Annotated in this window: 16 protein-coding genes; 3 read left to right on the top strand and 13 right to left on the bottom strand. The window is 71.7% G+C overall.

Annotation, left to right across the window (positions count from 1 at the left end; translation table 11 throughout):
* Positions 1–21 precede the first annotated feature (21 nt).
* The 4 genes from ACW69E_RS11815 to ACW69E_RS11800 all read right to left on the bottom strand — a co-directional run bounded on the left by ACW69E_RS11815 (position 22) and on the right by ACW69E_RS11800 (position 4,364).
* The gene (locus ACW69E_RS11815) at positions 22–1,128 is read right to left on the bottom strand and encodes an NlpC/P60 family protein (protein ID WP_457498127.1); all 1,107 of its coding nucleotides are present in this window, start codon (positions 1,126–1,128) and stop codon (positions 22–24) included.
* A 259-nt stretch (positions 1,129–1,387) separates the two neighbouring features.
* Entirely contained in the window at positions 1,388–2,413 is a 1,026-nt protein-coding gene (locus ACW69E_RS11810) for an NlpC/P60 family protein (protein WP_457498126.1), read from the bottom strand.
* Between the two features lie 330 nt (positions 2,414–2,743).
* A complete protein-coding gene (locus ACW69E_RS11805) occupies positions 2,744–4,096 on the bottom strand; it encodes an NYN domain-containing protein (protein WP_457498151.1) in 1,353 nt (450 codons plus the stop codon).
* A gap of 22 nt (positions 4,097–4,118) precedes the next feature.
* Positions 4,119–4,364, bottom strand: coding sequence for a hypothetical protein (locus ACW69E_RS11800; RefSeq protein ID WP_457498125.1), 246 nt, complete (start codon positions 4,362–4,364; stop codon positions 4,119–4,121).
* A gap of 403 nt (positions 4,365–4,767) precedes the next feature.
* Here ACW69E_RS11800 and ACW69E_RS11795 point away from each other — a divergent pair, with 403 nt between their 5' ends.
* On the top strand, positions 4,768–5,049 hold the full coding sequence (locus ACW69E_RS11795) for an Lrp/AsnC family transcriptional regulator (protein WP_093848456.1): 282 nt from the start codon (positions 4,768–4,770) through the stop codon (positions 5,047–5,049).
* A gap of 173 nt (positions 5,050–5,222) precedes the next feature.
* Here the strand turns inward: ACW69E_RS11795 and trpD are convergent, their stop codons facing one another.
* The 5 genes from trpD to ctaE all read right to left on the bottom strand — a co-directional run bounded on the left by trpD (position 5,223) and on the right by ctaE (position 10,684).
* On the bottom strand, positions 5,223–6,287 hold the full coding sequence (trpD, locus tag ACW69E_RS11790) for an anthranilate phosphoribosyltransferase (protein ID WP_457498124.1): 1,065 nt from the start codon (positions 6,285–6,287) through the stop codon (positions 5,223–5,225).
* Positions 6,288–6,503: 216 nt separating this feature from the next.
* Positions 6,504–8,147 (bottom strand): cytochrome bc1 complex cytochrome b subunit, encoded by a 1,644-nt coding sequence (gene qcrB / locus ACW69E_RS11785; protein WP_457498123.1) that lies wholly within the window; start codon positions 8,145–8,147, stop codon positions 6,504–6,506.
* The gene (qcrA, locus tag ACW69E_RS11780) at positions 8,144–9,211 is read right to left on the bottom strand and encodes a cytochrome bc1 complex Rieske iron-sulfur subunit (RefSeq protein ID WP_457498122.1); all 1,068 of its coding nucleotides are present in this window, start codon (positions 9,209–9,211) and stop codon (positions 8,144–8,146) included. Before qcrA ends, qcrB begins: the two co-directional genes overlap by 4 nt.
* Entirely contained in the window at positions 9,208–10,020 is an 813-nt protein-coding gene (qcrC, locus tag ACW69E_RS11775; RefSeq protein ID WP_457498121.1) for a cytochrome bc1 complex diheme cytochrome c subunit, read from the bottom strand. The genes qcrA and qcrC overlap by 4 nt, the downstream gene beginning before the upstream one ends.
* Positions 10,021–10,075: 55 nt before the next feature.
* A complete protein-coding gene (ctaE, locus tag ACW69E_RS11770) occupies positions 10,076–10,684 on the bottom strand; it encodes an aa3-type cytochrome oxidase subunit III (protein ID WP_093848461.1) in 609 nt (202 codons plus the stop codon).
* Between the two features lie 269 nt (positions 10,685–10,953).
* Between ctaE and ACW69E_RS11765 the strand changes: the two genes are divergently transcribed.
* Positions 10,954–11,355: a hypothetical protein gene (locus tag ACW69E_RS11765; RefSeq protein ID WP_457498120.1), complete on the top strand. Its 402-nt coding sequence runs from the start codon at positions 10,954–10,956 to the stop codon at positions 11,353–11,355.
* A 103-nt stretch (positions 11,356–11,458) separates the two neighbouring features.
* Here the strand turns inward: ACW69E_RS11765 and ACW69E_RS11760 are convergent, their stop codons facing one another.
* From ACW69E_RS11760 to ctaC, 4 genes are all read right to left on the bottom strand, one after another.
* Positions 11,459–12,652, bottom strand: coding sequence for an Ig-like domain-containing protein (locus tag ACW69E_RS11760; protein ID WP_457498119.1), 1,194 nt, complete (start codon positions 12,650–12,652; stop codon positions 11,459–11,461).
* A gap of 122 nt (positions 12,653–12,774) precedes the next feature.
* Positions 12,775–13,173, bottom strand: a complete 399-nt coding sequence (locus tag ACW69E_RS11755; RefSeq protein ID WP_206346383.1) for a cytochrome c oxidase subunit 4 — start codon at positions 13,171–13,173, stop codon at positions 12,775–12,777.
* Positions 13,170–14,912, bottom strand: a complete 1,743-nt coding sequence (ctaD, locus tag ACW69E_RS11750; protein WP_457498118.1) for an aa3-type cytochrome oxidase subunit I — start codon at positions 14,910–14,912, stop codon at positions 13,170–13,172. The genes ACW69E_RS11755 and ctaD overlap by 4 nt, the downstream gene beginning before the upstream one ends.
* Positions 14,913–14,915: 3 nt before the next feature.
* Positions 14,916–15,893 carry an aa3-type cytochrome oxidase subunit II gene (gene ctaC / locus ACW69E_RS11745; protein WP_457498117.1) on the bottom strand — a complete coding sequence of 326 codons (978 nt, stop codon included), beginning with the start codon at positions 15,891–15,893 and terminating at the stop codon, positions 14,916–14,918.
* A 335-nt stretch (positions 15,894–16,228) separates the two neighbouring features.
* Here ctaC and ACW69E_RS11740 point away from each other — a divergent pair, with 335 nt between their 5' ends.
* Complete coding sequence (locus ACW69E_RS11740) at positions 16,229–17,668, top strand: aminotransferase class V-fold PLP-dependent enzyme (protein WP_457498116.1); 1,440 nt, start codon at positions 16,229–16,231, stop codon at positions 17,666–17,668.
* Positions 17,669–17,673 lie beyond the last annotated feature (5 nt).

Here is a 17,673-nt window from a genome sequence, read left to right as displayed (position 1 = left end):
GGGCCGGGACCGGGAGCGGTCTCAGGGCCGGACCACGGCGGCGACCGGCATCATCCCGACCGGGTCGTACCGCACCCGCGCCCCGGGGCGCGGGGCGTGGACGACCTGCCCGCCGCCGACGTACATCCCCACGTGGCTGGCGTCGGACCGGTAGACCACCAGATCGCCGGGGAGCGCCTGGTCCAGCGGTACGTGCCGTCCGGCGTGCAGCTGTCCCTGCGAGGTGCGCGGCAGGAAGACCCCGGCCCGTGCGTACGCCCAGGAGGTCAGCCCGGAGCAGTCGAAGGCGTGGGGGCCGGCCTGGCCCCAGGCGTACGGCGCTCCGACCGCCCCGCGCGCCGCGGCGACCGCCGCGGCGGCCCGCGACGAGGGGGCCTGCGACGAGGGGGCCTGCGACGAGAGGGCCGGCTCCATCGGCGCACCGGGACGTCCGGCGTCGCGCGAGGCGTGCCCGCGGGCGGCGCGCTCCTCGGGCGGGAGCCGGTTGAGCAGCCGCTGGGCGGCCGCGAGCTTGCGCTGCACGGCCTCGCGGTGCTCGCCCAGGGCCTCGCGCCGGCGCCGCAGTTCGGCGAGTTTCCCGCCGGCCTCGGTGCGCTGCTGCTCCAGCGCGCGCACCGCGCCCCGGAACGCCTTGAGCTTGGCCGCCTGGCGGCTGTTGATCCGGTCGAGGGTGGCGGCCTTGGCGAGGTACTCCTCCGGCCCCTCGGACAGGAGCAGCGCCAGCGACGGGTCGATGCCGCCTGAACGGTACTGCGCGCTCGCCAGGGAGCCCAGGTCCCCGCGCATCCGGTTGACCCTGGCCTGGTCGCGGGCGGCTCCGTCCTGGGCCCGCTCGACCTGCTCGCGCAGCTCCTCCACTCGTTCGGAAGCCGTGTTGTAGCGCTCGGTGGCCCGCTCCGCGTCGGCGTAGAGCCGGTCCACCCGCGCGCTCAGCGCGGCCGGGGCCGGGCCGCCCGCGGGGTCCGCTCCCGCCGGGGCCGCCGTCAGCACCGCCGCCGCGCCCGCGGCGGCGGACAGCGCGGTGACCCTGGTGCCCAGCCCGAAGAGGCCGGACAGGCCGGAGGAGGGGGCGCGCCGGCGGGAGCCGGGACGGTGGGGGGCGTGTCGGGGCGAAGGCTGCGAGACCACGGCGGAACCGCTCTCCCTTCCGCTTCGAGGACGGTGGCCGCCGACAGTAGCGCCACAAACACGCTCCGTTCACGGACCGCCGCACCGCCCATCGCACGGTGTCCCTCTCCGGACACGGAGGAGCGGCGCAGGTCGGAACCAGGTCAAGGGCCTGGTCAGGGCCGGGCCGGCGGCGGGAGGCGGAGGAGGGCGACGAAAAGCCTCCCCCGCCGGGATTCACCCGTACGGAGGAGGCTTGAGAGGCGGAGGTGACGGCCGGTCAGACGCGCACGCCGAACATGAACGGCATGTTGTTGATCGACTCGTAGCGCACGTTGGCGCCGGGCTTCGGGGCGTGCAGGATCTGCCCGTTGCCCGCGTAGAGGCCGACGTGGTGCAGGTCGTTGTAGAAGAAGACCAGGTCACCGGGGGCGAGCTGGCTCTGGGAGATGCGGGTGCCCGCGTTCGCCTGGGACTGCGAGGTGCGCGGCAGGGAGACGCCGGCCTGGCTGTAGGCCCAGGAGGTCAGCCCGGAGCAGTCGAAGGAGCTCGGGCCGGTCGCGCCCCAGACGTAGGGGGAGCCGAGCTTGGACTTGGCCGCGCCCAGGGCGGCCGAGGCCCGCTGCGTGGCGGAGGCCGAGCTGCCGAGGTCCACACGGGACGAGGAGGCGCGGTTGGCGCGCTCCTCCTCCCTGGCGAGCTCGGCGCGCTCCTGCGCGGTGAGGGTGTTCAGCAGCCGCTGGGCCTCGGCGAGCTTGCCCTGGATCTTCTTCTTCCTGTCGCCGAGTTCCTTGCGGGTGTCCTCCAGGTCCTTCAGCTTCTCGGAGGCCTCCTCGCGCTGCTGCGAGAGGGTCCGCTGCTTGGACTGGATCTTCTTCAGCGCGCCGGCCTGCTTGCTGCTGAGCTGGTCGAGCGCGGAGGCCTTGGCCAGGTAGCTGTCGGGGTCGGAGGAGAGGAACAGCTGCAGGGAGGGGTCGAGACCGCCGGAGCGGTACTGGGCCGTGGCCATCGAACCGAGGCTGTCACGCAGGTCGTTCAGCTCTCCCTGACCGCTTGCGACGCTGTCCTGGAGGTTGTCGACCTGCTTCTGCAGCTTCTCCTGCTTCTCCTTCGCGCCGTTGTACTTCTCCGTGGCGTGCTCGGCCTCTTCGTAGAGCTTGTCGACCTTGGCCTTGACCTCGTCCTTGGTCGGCTTGGGGTCGGCCTGGGCCGTCTGGGATGTCAGTGCGACCGCCGCCGCTGCGGTCGCGGTGAGCACGGTCACACGTGCGCGGTTCGGCTGCTTGGGTCGACGGTGGGACGCCACTGGGGCGAGCTCCTTCTTCCTCAGCCGCCTGCCGGGAGTGGCCGGGACGGCCATCCGGCTCCGCGATGAGCGCCGCGGATTCGGCGGTTCCTCCGCTGTCACCCCGGTTGGGTGATCAACTGCGCAGAGGTTCGGGCCAGACACTAGCCATGCGGGGTGATCGCTTCAAATCCTCATAGGAAAAATCTCGCCCGTCGGCCACATCCTTTACCATCGCTCCACTGTCGGCTACCGCGGCCTGACGCTGAGTACCGCCCCGGACGGACATTCCGGGCACGCGCGGGAAGGTGACGGAGCGTCCGCCGCGGGGCCGGACGGCGCGCGTGGGCCTCAGGTGCGGCCGAGCCTGCGCAGCAGCAGCACCGACGCCACCGGACGGGCTCCGGCCGCGGCCACCCCGTCGGCCACCTCGCGGTCGGCGGAGACGACGACCACCGGGCGGCCGGGCGGCTCGGCGCGCACCAGACGCCGGATCAGCTCGTCGGCGGTCTGCCCGGGTTTGCTGAACAGCACCCGCACTCCCCGCGGCGGCGCCAGCAGCACCGGGGCCGACAGCTCCGCCCCGTCGAAGACACAGGTCACCTCGGCGCCGGTCTGGGCGGCCAGCCCCGCCAGTCCGCCCAGCAGCCGCAGCCGCTGCTTCTCCAGGGGCAGCGACGGATAGCCGGTCTTGGTGACGTTGTAGCCGTCCACCACCAGGTGCGCCTGGGGCAGTGCCAGCAACTGGTCCAGCAGTGCGGGGTCCTCCTCGGACAGGGCCCGCCGGGCGATGTCCTTCGGCGTCATCCGGCCCGGCTCGACCGCGTCCACGGTCTCGGCCGGACGGTGCGTGAGGGGCGGAAGGGCCAGTTCGCGCCGCAGCCCCTGGGCGGCGTCCAGCACCGTGTCCAGCAGCAGCCGCAGGCGCATGTCCTCCACGCTGCGCCCCTCGCGCACCGCGCGGCGGCCGGCCTCCAGAGCCGCCTCGGCCTCCGCCAGCCGCGACCGCAGCCGGCGCGCCTCGCTCTCGGCGGCGGCCTTCTCCGCGGCGGCCGCGGCCCGCGCCTCCTCCAGTTCGGCCCGCGCCTTGCGCACCGCGGCCTCGCCGCGCTTGACGTCGCTGAGCGCGCTGCGCAGCCTGCGGTGCAGGGAGTCGGTCTCCTTGCGGGCGGCGTCCAGCTCCGCGCGGAGTTCCTCGGTGTGGGCGCGCTCGGCGGCCCGGGCCCGCGCCAGTTCCTCGCGGAGCCGGGCCAGTTCCCGCTCCGCCTCCTCGCCGGCGCGTTCGGCCTGCGTCCGCTGGGCCTCCTCGGTCGCGGCGACGACGAGCTTGGCCCAGCCCTCCGGCCGCAGCACGTAGGCGACCGCGGCCACGTCCACGGGATCGGCGGCGGCCGGGAACGTACCGCTCCGGACGGACGCGGCCAGTTCCGGCAGCGCCTCGCACAGCCGGTCGGCGATGCGCTGCCGGAAGGCCGGGTCGCTCTCCAGGGCGGCGGCCATCGCGTTGCCCGCGAACCTGACCCGCCGCTGGGGGGTGAAACGGGCGTACTGCCGCAGGGGGACGGGGAGTTCGGCGACGGTGAGGCCGCCGAGCGCGTCACCCGTCAGCGCCACCACCCGGCGGCGCACCTTCTCGGGCAGCGGGCGGTCGAGCGCCTCCTCGCCGGGCTCACCCGGTCCGCGCTCACCACCCGTCCGTTCCACCACGGTTCACACCCGCCCGTCGTCACACCTGCGCGCCGGAGCTGGGGCGGTCCACCAGTTCGACCTGGTCCACCGCGTTGCACCAGCGACAGCGCACCGACTCGATCGTCTCACTGAGCACCTTGCGTTCCTCCACCCTCGGTTCCCCGGCCAGGTCCAGATGGACGTACTCCACCACCTTGCTGGAGCGCGTCACATCGAAGCGGGTGAGGTTGCCGCACATCGTGCAGCGCCACCGCGATCCTTCGTTCGGTCGGGGAACCGGCATCATCCTGTCCTCTCCTCGGTCTTCCCGCGCCGCCGGCGCCGGCGGCGCGTCCACTGCCGCGTCCTGTCTGGGTCCTGCCGTCTTCCTGCCGCTCCGCCGTCCCCCGGCGCTCCCCGGTACCCGGGTGCCCCGGACGCCGGAAGGTGCTCACGTGGTGCGCGTACCCCGGGCGTCCGGCCGGGGGTATCCCCGCAACCCTACGGCCTGGCGGCCGTCCGGCGCGCCGCGGCGGGGGCCCGTATAGGCTCCGGCGCCGCCCGCGGGGCCGGCCCGTCCCCGCGCCCGTGGGCCCGCCGCCGGCGGCGGCTACAGTGAGCGGGCCGGTTCCGCCCCTGGTGGGACCACGAGAGCGAAAGGCCCGCCGAGGCGCCGCCGCGGCCCCTCCCCCGAAGAAGGGAAAACCGTGATCACCTCGATCGTGCTCATCAGGACCAGCACCGACCGCATCCCGGAGATCGCCGAGCAGATCGCCGCGCTGGAGGGGGTCAGCGAGGTCTACTCGGTGACCGGCGCCCACGATCTGATCGCCATGGTGCGCGTGGCCCGGCACGACGATCTCGCGGAGGTCATCCCGGGCCGCATCAGCAAGGTTCCCGGTGTGGAGTCCACCGAGACCCACATCGCCTTCAGGACCTACTCCCAGCACGACCTGGAGGCCGCGTTCGCCATCGGGCTCGATTCCTGAGCCCCGCGGGCCGCCGGAGGCGGCCGGTCGCGCGGGCCTCCGGAAACGGCCCCGGCACACGCGGTGTGCCGGGGCCGCGCCGTCCACCCCTCCCGGCGGCCCGCCGGGGCCCCCACCGGGCTCCCCGCGGGCTCCGGCCACCCCCGCGCTCCCCGGGGGCGGGGGGCGCGGCCTCAGGCGTTGCTGGCCGCCACCCAGCGCTCCAGCGCCGCCCTGGCCGCGCCGGAGTCGATGGAGTGGGCGGCCCGCTCCATGCCCGCGGCGATCTGCTCGGCCAGCGGCGCCCCGGTGGGCTCCAGGGCGGCCAGGGCGGCCGCGGAGTTCAGCAGTACGGCATCCCGCACCGGCCCCCTCTCCCCCTCCAGCAGCCGCCGGGCCACATCCGCGTTGTGGGCGGCGTCCGCACCGCGCAGCGCCTCCAGCGGCACCAGGGGGACGCCGACGTCGCGCGGGTCGAAGGTCTCGGCGCGGACCTCGCCGCCCCGGACCACCCACACCGTCGAGGTGCCCGTCACCGTCAGCTCGTCCAGGCCGTCGTCGCCGCGGAAGACCAGCGCGGAGGTGCCCCGCTCGGCGAGCACGCCCGCCATGATCGGCGCCATCCGGGCGTCGGCGACACCGGTGGCCTGGGCCTTCACCCGGGCCGGGTTGGTCAGGGGGCCGAGGAAGTTGAAGGTGGTCGCCACGCCCAGCTCCCTGCGGGCGGCGGCCACGTGGCGCAGCGCGGGGTGGAACCTCACCGCGAAGCAGAAGGTGATCCCGGCCTCGCTCGCGACCTCGGCGACCCGCGCGGGGGTGAGGTCCAGGTTGACGCCCAGCTTCTCCAGGACGTCCGAGGAACCGGAGGCGCTGGAGGCCGCGCGGTTGCCGTGCTTGACCACGCGCGCGCCGGTGCCGGCCACCACGATCGCGGACATCGTCGAGATGTTCACCGTTCTGGCCCGGTCGCCGCCGGTGCCGACGATGTCGACGGACGGGCCGGGCACCTCGATCACGTTGGCGTGCGCGTACATCGCGCGGACCAGCCCGGTGACCTCGTCGACCGTCTCGCCCTTGGCGCGCAGCGCCACCGCGAACCCGGCGATCTGGGCGTCGGTCGCCTCGCCGCGCATGATCTGGTCCATCGCCCAGGCGGTGCTCCCGGCGGGCAGGTCCTCACCGGCCAGCAGGGCGCTCAGCACGTCCGGCCAGGTGCGCGCCGCCACGGTGTCGCCTCCGGTGGTCGTAGCAGCGCTCATGGGAATCACTCCTGGCGTGGTCGGATGCGGGGGCGGCCGGATCGGCTCGGCGGCCCGCGGCCAGCCTAACGGCGCGCGGCGGCGTCCACGGCCGCTGCCCGCAGTCCGGACAGCCCCCTCCCCCCCCCCCCGCAACGCCGAGGGCCCCGGCCCTCCCTCGGGAGGACCGGGGCCCGGGGTGTGGCGACACCCGGTACCGGACTCGGCGGCCCTGTCTCAGTGGCCGTGGCCGTGGCCGCTGGTGAGCTCCTTGAACTCCTCCGCGGTCGGCTTGGGGATCTGGCTGCCCTCGCCGTAGTAGCCCCGGCTGAGCCTGGCGCGGAGCTTCTGGACGGGGCCGATCTTGCGCCGTACGCCGTTCTCGTCCGTCTCCGGGCCGATCTCCAGCGGCTTGTGCTGCTCGTGCGCGGTGAGCGTGTGCAGCTGCTCCTGGGAGAGCGGCTCGTGCACCTCGACGAACTCACCGTGCGGCAGCCGCTTGATGATGCCGCTCTCGCGTCCGTGCAGCACCTTCTCGCGGTCGCGCCGCTGCAGCCCCAGGCAGATCCGCCTGGTGACGATGAAGACGACCACCGGCAGCACGAAGAAGCCGATCCGGACGACCCAGGTGATGGCGTTGATCGACAGGTGGAAGTGGGTCGCCCACAGGTCGTTGCCGCCACCGACCAGCAGCAGGAAGTACAGGCTGATCCAGGCCGCGCCGAACGCGGTGCGCGTCGGGGCGTTGCGCGGGCGGTCCAGGATGTGGTGCTCGCGCTTGTCGCCGGTGATCCAGGACTCGATGAACGGGTACACCGCGATCGAGGTGAGGACCAGCGGGAAGATGATCACCAGCGGGATGGCCACGCCCAGGTTGAGGGTGTAGCCGCCGGGCAGCACCATCTCCCACGCGGGCATCGCGCGGATCAGCCCCTCGGAGAAGCCCATGTACCAGTCGGGCTGCGCGTTGGTGGACACCTGGTCCGGCCGGTACGGGCCCAGCACCCAGACCGGGTTGATGGTGAACGTCGCGGCGATGACCGCGATGACGCCGAAGACCAGGAAGAAGAAGCCTCCCGCCTTGGCCATGTAGACCGGCAGCAGCGGCATGCCGACGACGTTCTTCTCGGTCCGTCCGGGACCGGCGAACTGGGTGTGCTTGTGGTAGAAGACCAGGATCAGGTGGGCCACCACCAGGCCCAGCATGATGCCGGGCAGCAGCAGGATGTGGGCCACGTAGAACCGCGGGATGATGTCCGTTCCCGGGAACTCCCCTCCGAAGAGGAAGAAGGAGAGGTAGGTGCCGACCACCGGCACGGACAGGACCGCGCCCTCCATGAAGCGGACACCGGTGCCCGAGAGCAGGTCGTCCGGCAGGGAGTAGCCGGTGAAGCCGGTGAACATGCCCAGCACCAGCAGCAGGAAGCCGAACAGCCAGTTGATCTCACGCGGCTTGCGGAACGCGCCGGTGAAGAAGACGCGCATCATGTGGACGAACATGCCCACCAGGAACATCAGCGCGGCCCAGTGGTGGATCTGCCGCATGAGCAGACCGCCGCGGACGTCGAAGCTGATGTCCAGGGTCGAGGCGTACGCCTCCGACATGTGCACGCCCTGCATGGGCACGTAGGCGCCGTGGTACTCCACCTCGCCCATGCTCGGGTTGAAGAACAGCGTCAGGTAGACACCGGTCAGGATGATGATGATGAAGGTGTAGAGGCAGATCTCTCCGAGCATGAAGGACCAGTGGTCCGGAAAGATCTTCCGCATGTTGGCCTTGGCCAGGCTGTAGACGCCCAGCCGGCCGTCGGCCCAGTCCGCGACCCGCTCGCCGGCGGGCGCCTTGCCCCGTCGCTTCGGGGCGTCGCCTGCAGTACTCATCCGCGCTCCCAGAAGCTCGGGCCGACGGGCTCCGCGAAGTCGTCCTGCGCCTCGAGGTAGCCGTCTTCGTTGACACTGATCCGCAGCTGCGGCAGGGGGTGGCCGGCCGGACCGAAGATCACCCGCGCGCCGTCGGCCAGGTCGAACGTCGACTGGTGGCACGGGCACAGCACGTGGTGGGTCTGCTGCTCGTACAGGGTGACCGGGCAGCCGACGTGGGTGCAGATCCTGGAGTAGGCCACGATGCCCTCGTGGGACCAGTCCAGCTCCTGCTTGTCCTTGATGTCCTTCGGCTCCAGGCGCACCAGCATGACCGCGGCCTTGGCGATCTCCGCCATGAACTCGTGGGTGCCCTCCTCCAGGCCCTGGGGCTTGGCGAAGACCAGGGAGCCGACGGTGATGTCCTCGGGACGCAGCGGCTCGTCGGTGTTCTGGTTGACGAGCAGCTTGCCCTTCTCCCAGGCGGTGTGGCGCAGCTTGTCCTCGGGCAGCGGACCGAGGTCGCGCAGCAGCACCACGCCGGACAGCGGCACCACGGCCAGCGCGCCGAACATGGTGTTGCGGATCAGCTTGCGGCGTCCGAGCTGCGACTCCTTGGCGCCCTGGGCGAAGTCGGCCAGGACCTGCGTACGGGTCGGCTCGTCCGCCTCGATCGGGTGACGCTCGCCGATCAGCTCGTGGTCCGACATCAGCGTGCGGGCCCAGTGAACCGCGCCGGCGCCGATGCAGAACATGGCGATGCCCAGCGTCATGCCAAGCGAGAAGTTCAGGGCGCTGATCTCACCGAGCGGCCAGATGAAGACGTACTGGTCGATCGGGAAGATCACATAGGAGGCGATGAAGCCGATGGTGGCCAGGATCGAGACCGTGAACAGCAGGGCGACGGTGCGCTCGGAACGCTTGGCGGCCCGCTCGTCGATGTCCTGGACACGCGGCTCGTGGGGCGGCAGCCCCGGGTCGGCGAACGGGTTCTGCGCCCTGGTCGCCGCCTCGCCGTGGGTGCTCTCGCGCCCTTCCGGCAGGTTCTCGTCTGGCACGTCGTGGGATCCGGTGTGGCTACTCATGACTTCCTGGCCTTGGCGGTACGCGCCGCGACCCACACGGCGACGCCGATCAGAAGAGCGAGGACGATCGTCCACGCGAACATGCCTTCGGCGACCGGGCCGAAGCCGCCCAGCTTGAAGCCGCCGGGAGACTTCGCGTCCTCACCCTGGACATCGTTGACGTAGGCGATGATCTCCCGCTTCTCCTTCTCGGGCAGCACCGAGTCGGGGAAGGCGGGCATGTTCTGCGGGCCGGTCAGCATCGCCTCGTAGATGTGCTTGTCGGAGACACCGTCGAGCGAGGGAGCGTACTTGCCGTTGGTGAGGGCGCCGCCCTCACCGGTGAAGTTGTGGCACTGCGCGCAGTTGGTGCGGAACAGCTCGCCACCCGCGGCGCTGTTCGCGCCCGCGGGGTCGTACTGCTCCTCGGTCGGGATGCTCGGACCGGGGCCCAGCGAGGCGACGTACGCCGCGAGCTGGTCGATCTGCGCCTGCGTGTAGACCTGCGGCTTCTTGGGCGCCTGGGCGCCCGGGGACTGGGCCGGCATACGGCCCGTGCCCACCTGGAAGTCCACGGCCGCGGCGCCGACGCCCACGAGGCTGGGACCGTCGCTCGTGCCCTGGCCGCCGGTTCCGTGGCAACTGGAGCAGCCGGTGGCGTAGAGCTTCTTGCCCTCCTCGATGGCGAGGGACTGCGAAGCCGTGGTCTCGGCCTTCGCCTCGTCCGCGGGGGCGAACGCGGCGTACAGCCCCCCGGTGGCCGCCAGCGCGAAGAGTAGGACGACGAGCGCCGCCAGCGGATGGCGCCGTCGTGCGGAGAGCTTTTTCACGGATTACCCCGGTGTCAGGATCTTCTGCGTCGATGCTTCTGGCTGTACTGCCTGATCACTTGATCAGGTAGATGGTGGCGAAGAGGCCGATCCAGACGACATCGACGAAGTGCCAGTAATAGGACACCACGATGGCCGCGGTGGCCTGGTGGTGCGTGAAGCGCCGTGCCATGTACGTCCTGCCGAGGACGAACAGGAAGGCGATCAGGCCGCCCGTCACGTGGAGGCCGTGGAAGCCGGTGGTCAGGTAGAACGCCGACCCGTACGGCCCCGAGGAGATGGAGACGCCCTCGTGGACCAGCTCGGTGTACTCGAAGACCTGGCCGCCGATGAAGATCGCACCCATGATGAACGTGATCACGAACCACAGGCGCAGCCTCTTCACGTCACCGCGCTCGGCGGCGAAGACGCCCAGCTGGCAGGTCAGGGAGGAGAGCACCAGGATCGTGGTGTTCGTCGCCGCGAACGGGAGGTTCAGGATGTCCGCCCGTTCCGTCCAGTATTCGGCTCCCGTCACCGACCGGAGGGTGAAGTACATCGCGAAGAGGGCCGCGAAGAACATCAGCTCGGAACTCAACCAGATGATGGTTCCGACGCTGGTGAGGTTCGGCCTGTTGACCGACGGGTGCGCGTGCCCGGTATCTACTGCTGTTGCTGTCGCCACGCCGACATTATGTCGGTCGCTTATCCGGCCCTCACCCCGGGGGGTCCTGTTCGGTGTGTCAACCGCCCATGTCCTGCTCAGACGGCCCATCCCCGGGCCTTCCGGATCCCTGACGCGACGGGCCGGGACGGAGTAGCATCCGCCAACGACGGCATACGCGGCCCGCAGGTCCGTGGCTCCACGGACCCGTGGACCTCTGAGCCACCCCGAGCCACCCCGAGACACCCCGAGACGCCCTTGGCGGGCGTCCCCGAGGACACGGAGGAACCATGCAGCCGACCGCCACGGTGCTGGTCTACAGCGACGACGCCAACACCCGCGAGCAGGTGCGGCTGGCCGCCGGGCGCCGACCGGCCGCCGACGTGCCGCCGGTCCAGTACGTGGAGTGCGCCACGCTTCCCGCCGTGCTCACGGCCCTGGAGGAGGGCGGCATCGACGTCTGCGTCCTGGACGGCGAGGCGGTGCCCGCCGGCGGGATGGGCGTGTGCCGCCAGATCAAGGACGAGATCTTCGACTGCCCGCCCGTACTGCTGCTGATCGGCCGCCCGCAGGACGCCTGGCTGGCGACCTGGAGCCGGGCGGAGGCCGCCGTCGCGCACCCGGTGGACCCGGTGCTCCTGGCCGACGCCCTGGCCGGACTGCTGCGCCGCGACGAGCACGCGGCCGCCTGAGAGGCCGCCCGCGGGCAGGGGCCGCCGCCGGTACCCCGGGGTGCCGGCGGCGGCCCCTGCCTCTTTCGGGTGATCTCTGCTCCTTCCGGGTCCTCCCGGCCTGTCAGCTCAGGGCGCTGCCCTCGCGCCACTTTTCCCAGGAGAGGTTCCAGTCGCCGAGGCCGTTGCCGAAGGCCGGCATCCTCGGCCCGTCCCCTCCCACATGCCGGACGATGTCGCCCTGGCGGACGTTGTCGAAGAACCAGCGGGCGTTCTCCGCGCTCATGCCCGTGCAGCCGTGGCTGACGTTCTCCCTGCCGTGGTGCGCCGCCGACCAGGGCGCGGCGTGGACGAACTCGCCGCTGTCGGTGAGCTGCACGGCCCACTGGACGTCCAGGTCGTAGGACTCGGCGCTGCCCGCCGGGATGCCGATGCTGGTGCCGGTCATGCGTACGGCGGCCTGCCGGCCGAGCACCACCTTGACGCCCTCGCGGGTGCGGAACCCGGGCTTGCCGGTGGTGACCGGGATGGTCCGGACGGCCTCGCCGTTCCTGCTGACGGTCATGCTCGTGTCGTCGATGTCCACGACGGCCTCGACGCGGTCGCCGGTCCGGATGCGCACCGGTTCCGCCTTCCCGCCGCGCAGCCCGTCCCTGATCCACACGCCCTCCAGGCTGCCGCGCACCTCGACGGTGGCGTGCGCGGGCCAGTAGGAGCGCGGGCGGTAGTGGAGCGTGTGGTCGTCCATCCAGCGCCAGGAGCCCTCGACGGCGGGCGAGGACTCCACCGTCAGCGCGCGTTCCACGATCGCTCGCTGACGGGCGTCCCTGACCGGCCGGCTGAGTTCGGCGGTGATGGGCTGGCCGACGCCGTAGGTGCCGTCGTCCGGCCCGAGGTCCACCTCCAGCCTCTTGCCGCCGGTCGCCGGCCGGGTGGTGAGTTCGGCGGTGCGGCGGCCGGGGGAGCCGTCGCCGCGCTCGGTGCTGACGACGACGGTGTAGCGCATGGCACCGGCCGGCGGGGTGTCGCTGCGCCAGCGGGAGCCGTCGGCGGTGAGCGCGCCCTCCAGGCGGCGGCCCGTCGCGTCGACCGCGCGGACGTCCGTGATGCGGTTGCCGTCGCGGGCGGTGATCTCCAGGGGCTTGTCCGGATCCGCGGCACGGTCCTTCCCGCCGGTGTTCAGCGAGACGTGCGCGGTGGCGTCGTAGGGGGCCGCGTCCTGAGGCCGCTCGCCGCTGCTGCACGCGGCGGGTCCCACCGCGAGCGGCGCGAGTATCAGGAAGCAGATCATTGCCGTCCTGCGTGATCCACGACTCATGCTGCAACGGTAGGAACGCTGCTCGGATCGGACGAGCCGGATACGTACGAACGGGTCATCTCCGGAGTGTGTCCGGAGATGACCCGTGCGTAAGGGGGTAGGGCTACTGGTTCCCTACCGGTTCACTGGTTCTGGTTCTCGCCGTGGTAGTACTCCAGGACCCAGCCGAACAGGCCGATGAGCAGCAGCGGGGCGGAGATGTAGACCAGCCACCAGCCGATGGCCACCCCGAGGAAGGCGAACGCCCCGCCCGCGGCCAGGACCAGCGGCTGCCAGCTGTGCGGGCTGAAGAAGCCCAGCTCGCCGGCGTCGTCGGCGACGTCCGCGTCCTTGTTGTCCTGCGCCCCGGTGTCCACCCGCCGGGCGGTGAAGGCCAGGTAGTAGCCGACCATGATCGACAGGCCGAAGGCCATGAAGAGCGCCGTGGTGCCGACCGGCTCCTTGGCCCAGAAGCCGTAGATGACGGCGACGGCCAGGATGAAGACCGACAGCCAGATGAACATGCGTCCCTGGATCTTCACTTGCCGGCCTCCTTGGCACCGGAGAGGGCCGGGCCCTCGGGACCTTCGGTGTTCTCGAGCTGGTCGAGGGCCGCGATCTCCGGGTGGTGCAGGTCGAACGCCGGGGACTCGGACCGGATCCGCGGCAGGGAGACGAAGTTGTGCCGCGGCGGCGGGCAGGAGGTCGCCCACTCCAGCGAGCGGCCGTAGCCCCACGGGTCGTCCACGGCGACCTTCGGCGCGTACTTCGCCGTCTTCCAGACGTTGTAGAAGAACGGCAGCATCGACATGCCCAGCAGGAACGAGCTGATCGTCGAGAAGGTGTTGAGCGCGGTGTAGCCGTCGGCCGCCAGGTAGTCGGAGTACCGGCGCGGCATGCCCTCCGCGCCCAGCCAGTGCTGGACCAGGAAGGTGCCGTGGAAACCGATGAACAGCGTCCAGAAGGTGATCTTGCCGAGCCGCTCGTCGAGCATCTTCCCGGTGAACTTCGGCCACCAGAAGTGGAAGCCGGCGAACATCGCGAAGACGACCGTGCCGAAGACCACGTAGTGGAAGTGCGCCACCACGAAGTAGCTGTCGGAGACGTGGAAGTCCAGCGGCGGAGAGGCCAGGATGACGCCGGTCAGACCGCCGAAGAGGAAGGTGATCAGGAAGCCGACCGTCCACAGCATCGGCGTCTCGAAGCTCAGCGAGCCCTTCCACATCGTGCCCAGCCAGTTGAAGAACTTCACGCCGGTGGGCACCGCGATCAGGAACGTCATGAAGGCGAAGAACGGCAGCAGCACACCGCCGGTGACGTACATGTGGTGCGCCCACACGGTGATCGACAGACCCGCGATCGCGATCGTCGCGGCCACCAGGCCGATGTAGCCGAAGATCGGCTTGCGGCTGAAGACCGGGATGATCTCGGAGACGATGCCGAAGAACGGCAGCGCGATGATGTAGACCTCGGGGTGGCCGAAGAACCAGAACAGGTGCTGCCACAGCAGCGCCCCGCCGTTGGACGGGTCGAAGATGTGCGAGCCGAACTTGCGGTCGGCCTCCAGCGCGAAGAGCGCGGCGGCCAGCACCGGGAAGGCGAGCAGGACCAGGACACCGGTCAGCAGCACGTTCCAGGTGAAGATCGGCATCCGGAACATCGTCATGCCCGGGGCGCGCATGCAGATGATCGTGGTGATGAAGTTGACCGCGCCCAGGATCGTGCCGAAGCCGGAGAGGGTCAGACCCATGATCCACATGTCGCCGCCGACACCGGGGCTGTGGACGGCGTTGCTCAGCGGGGTGTAGGCGAACCAGCCGAAGCTGGCGGCACCGTTCGGGGTGAGGAAGCCGCCGACCGCGATGAGCGAGCCGAAGGAGTACAGCCAGTAGGCGAACATGTTCAGCCGCGGGAACGCCACGTCGGGCGCGCCGATCTGCAGCGGCATGATCCAGTTCGCGAAGCCGGCGAACAGCGGGGTGGCGAACATCAGCAGCATGATCGTGCCATGCATGGTGAACGCCTGGTTGAACTGCTCGTTCGACATGACCTGCAGGCCCGGACGGGCCAGCTCGGCACGCATCACCAGCGCCAGCACGCCGCCGACGCAGAAGAAGAAGAACGAGGTGACCAGATAGAGCGTGCCGATCGTCTTGTGGTCGGTGGTGGTCAGCCACTGGATCACACGGTTGCCGCGCCGGCTGCGGCGCAGGGGCGCGGGGGTCGCCGCCGGCTGATCCGACGTTGCGGCGGCACCCTGGGATTCGTTGAGGATGCTCACGGGTTACTGGCCTTCTCGTTCTTGGCGGGCTCCGCCCGCCGGGATGTAGCCGGTCTGGCCCTTCTCCGCCAGTTCCTCCAGGTGCTGCTGGTAGCGCTCCGGGGAGACGACCTTCACGTTGAACAGCATCCGGGCGTGGTCGACGCCGCACAGTTCGGCGCACTTGCCCAGGAAGGTGCCCTCCTTCTCGGGGGTCACCTCGAACTGGTTGGTGTGACCGGGGATGACGTCCTGCTTGAACAGGAACGGCACGACCCAGAAGGAGTGGATGACGTCGCGCGAGGTCAGGATGAACCGGACCTTCTCGCCCTTGGGCAGCCACAGCGTCGGGCCGGGGTTGCCGGTCTGCGGGTTCCGGTCGCCCGGCGTGCCCACCGTGTAGACGCCCTCGGCGCCCTCCGGGACGGCCTTGAGCATGTCGGCGGGGATGCCGGCGAGCTCGTCGGCGTCCGTGTTGGACGTGGAGGTGTCGCCGTCCACGTCCTCCAGGTAGTTGAAGCCCCAGCTCCACTGGTAGCCGACCACGTTGATCACGTGGTCCGGCTTCTCGGAAAGCTCCAGGAGCTTGGTCTCGTCACGGGCCGTGAAGTAGAAGAGCACCGAGATGATGATGAGCGGAACCACCGTGTACAACGCCTCGATGGGCATGTTGTACCGGGTCTGCGGAGGTACCTCGACCTTGGTCCTGGTGCGCCGGTAGACGATGACGCACCACAGGATCAGGCCCCACACCAGGACGCCCACCGCGAGCGCTGCCGCCCACGAGCCCTGCCACAGGGAGAGGATCCGCGGCGCCTCCTCCGTGACCGGGGTGGGCATACCGAGGCGGGGGAAGTCCTTGTATGTGCAACCGGTGGCGGTCGCCAGGACCAGGCCCGCAGCAAGCGCCTGCGGCAGCTTCCGCCGCACCGGGCGCCGCGCCATGGGGGTACCGCCCACGCCCGCAGGGCGGTGGGGGAGGTCGGAGCCGTTGGGACTCACGTAGCGCCTTCCCGAGAGTCTCGCCCGCTCGGCCCGGGCTCGGCCGTGTGTGGTCGGGCGCCGGCCCTGGCGCGGGCAGGGGTTTGGATGTTTATGCGGACCAAACCCTACTGGACGCTATTTGGGGTCGCGCGGGGAGGGTGCCCAACGCGCCGCGCGGCCCTCCGATGGGGTGGAATCGGGGCCGGGACCGGGCCGGGACAGCGGCCGGTGCCGGGACGGGGCGGAGCAGGAAGCAGAGAGGGACGGAGGAAGGACAGGGGGCGGAACGACCGCCTCCGCGGCCCGTGCTGCCCCGGGGGCACTCGGTGCGGCGGTCGCGCTAGCGTGCCGGTGTGCCCTACTTCGACGCAGCCTCCTCACTCCCCCTCCACCCCGTCGCCCGCCAGGCGCTGCTCGCCGCGCTCGACGAGGGCTGGGCCGATCCCGCCCGGCTGCACCGGGAGGGCCGGCGGGCCCGGCTGCTGCTGGACGCGGCGCGCGAGGCGGCGGCCGAGGCGGTGGGATGCCGCCCGGACGAACTGGTCTTCACCCCGTCGGGCACCCGCTCCCTGCACATCGGCGTCGCGGGCGTGCTCGCCGGGAGGCGGCGGGCCGGCCGTGCCCTGGTGGTCTCCGCGGTGGAGCACTCGGCCGTGCTCCACGCCGCCGAGGCCCATGAGGCGGGCGGCGGGACGGTGGTGCGGGTGCCGGTGGACCGCACGGGGCGGGCGGACGCGGCGGTCTTCGGCGCGGCGCTGCGGGCGAGCGGCTCCCCGGAGGGAGGGACCGCACTGGCCTGCCTGCAGTCCGCCAACCACGAAGTGGGCACCGAGCAGCCGGTGGAGGAGGTGGCCGAAGCCTGCGCCGGGGCCGGGGTGCCGCTGCTGGTGGACGCCGCCCAGTCTCTGGCGTGGGGCCCGGTGCCCGGGCGGTGGTCCCTGCTGGCGGCCAGCGCGCACAAGTGGGGCGGCCCGGGCGGAGTCGGTCTGCTGGCGGTGCGCAAGGGGGTGCGGTTCGCCCCGCCGGCCCCGGCGGACGAGCGGGAGTCGGGCCGCTCCCCCGGCTTCGCCGACCTTCCCGCGATCGTCGCGGCGGCGGCCTCGCTGCGGGCGGTGCGGGCGGAGGCGGACGCCGAGGCGGCGCGGCTGCGCGCCCTGGTGGACCGCGTACGCGCCGAGGTGCCCGCGCTGGTGCCGGACGTGGAGGTGGTGGGCGATCCGGTGCGCCGGCTGCCGCACGTGGTGACGTTCTCCTGCCTGTACGTGGACGGCGAGGCGCTGCTCCACGCCCTGGACCGGGCGGGGTTCTCGGTCTCCTCCGGCTCCTCGTGCACCTCCAGCACGCTGACGCCCAGTCATGTGCTGCGCGCGATGGGGGTGCTCTCGGAGGGGAACGTCCGGGTGTCGCTGCCGCCGGGCACGGCCGGGGCGGACGTCGACGCCTTCCTGGCGGTGCTGCCGGAGGCGGTACGGGAGGTGCGCGACCGGCTCCGGGTGCCGTCCGCCGCCGTGTCCGCCGCCCCGCACGCCGGGGAGGGCGGGGAGACCGGCGGACTCGGGGAGGCGGACTCCGGCCGGGATGCGGACCTCACCGTCGACTCCCGGGGCAAGCGGTGCCCGATCCCGGTGATCGAGCTGGCGAAGGTGATCGGCCGGGTGCCGGTGGGCGGCACGGTCCTGCTGCTGGCCGACGACGAGGCGGCCCGGCTGGACGTCCCGGCCTGGTGCGAGATGCGCGGTCACGAGTACCTGGGCGTCAGCGGCCACGCCCACCGGGTGCGCCGCACCGCCTGAGCGCC

The sequence above is a fragment of the Streptomyces sp. SS8 genome (assembly GCF_054072955.1).
Note: the sequence above shows the minus strand (reverse complement) of the source record. Positions and strands in the feature narration are given on the sequence as shown.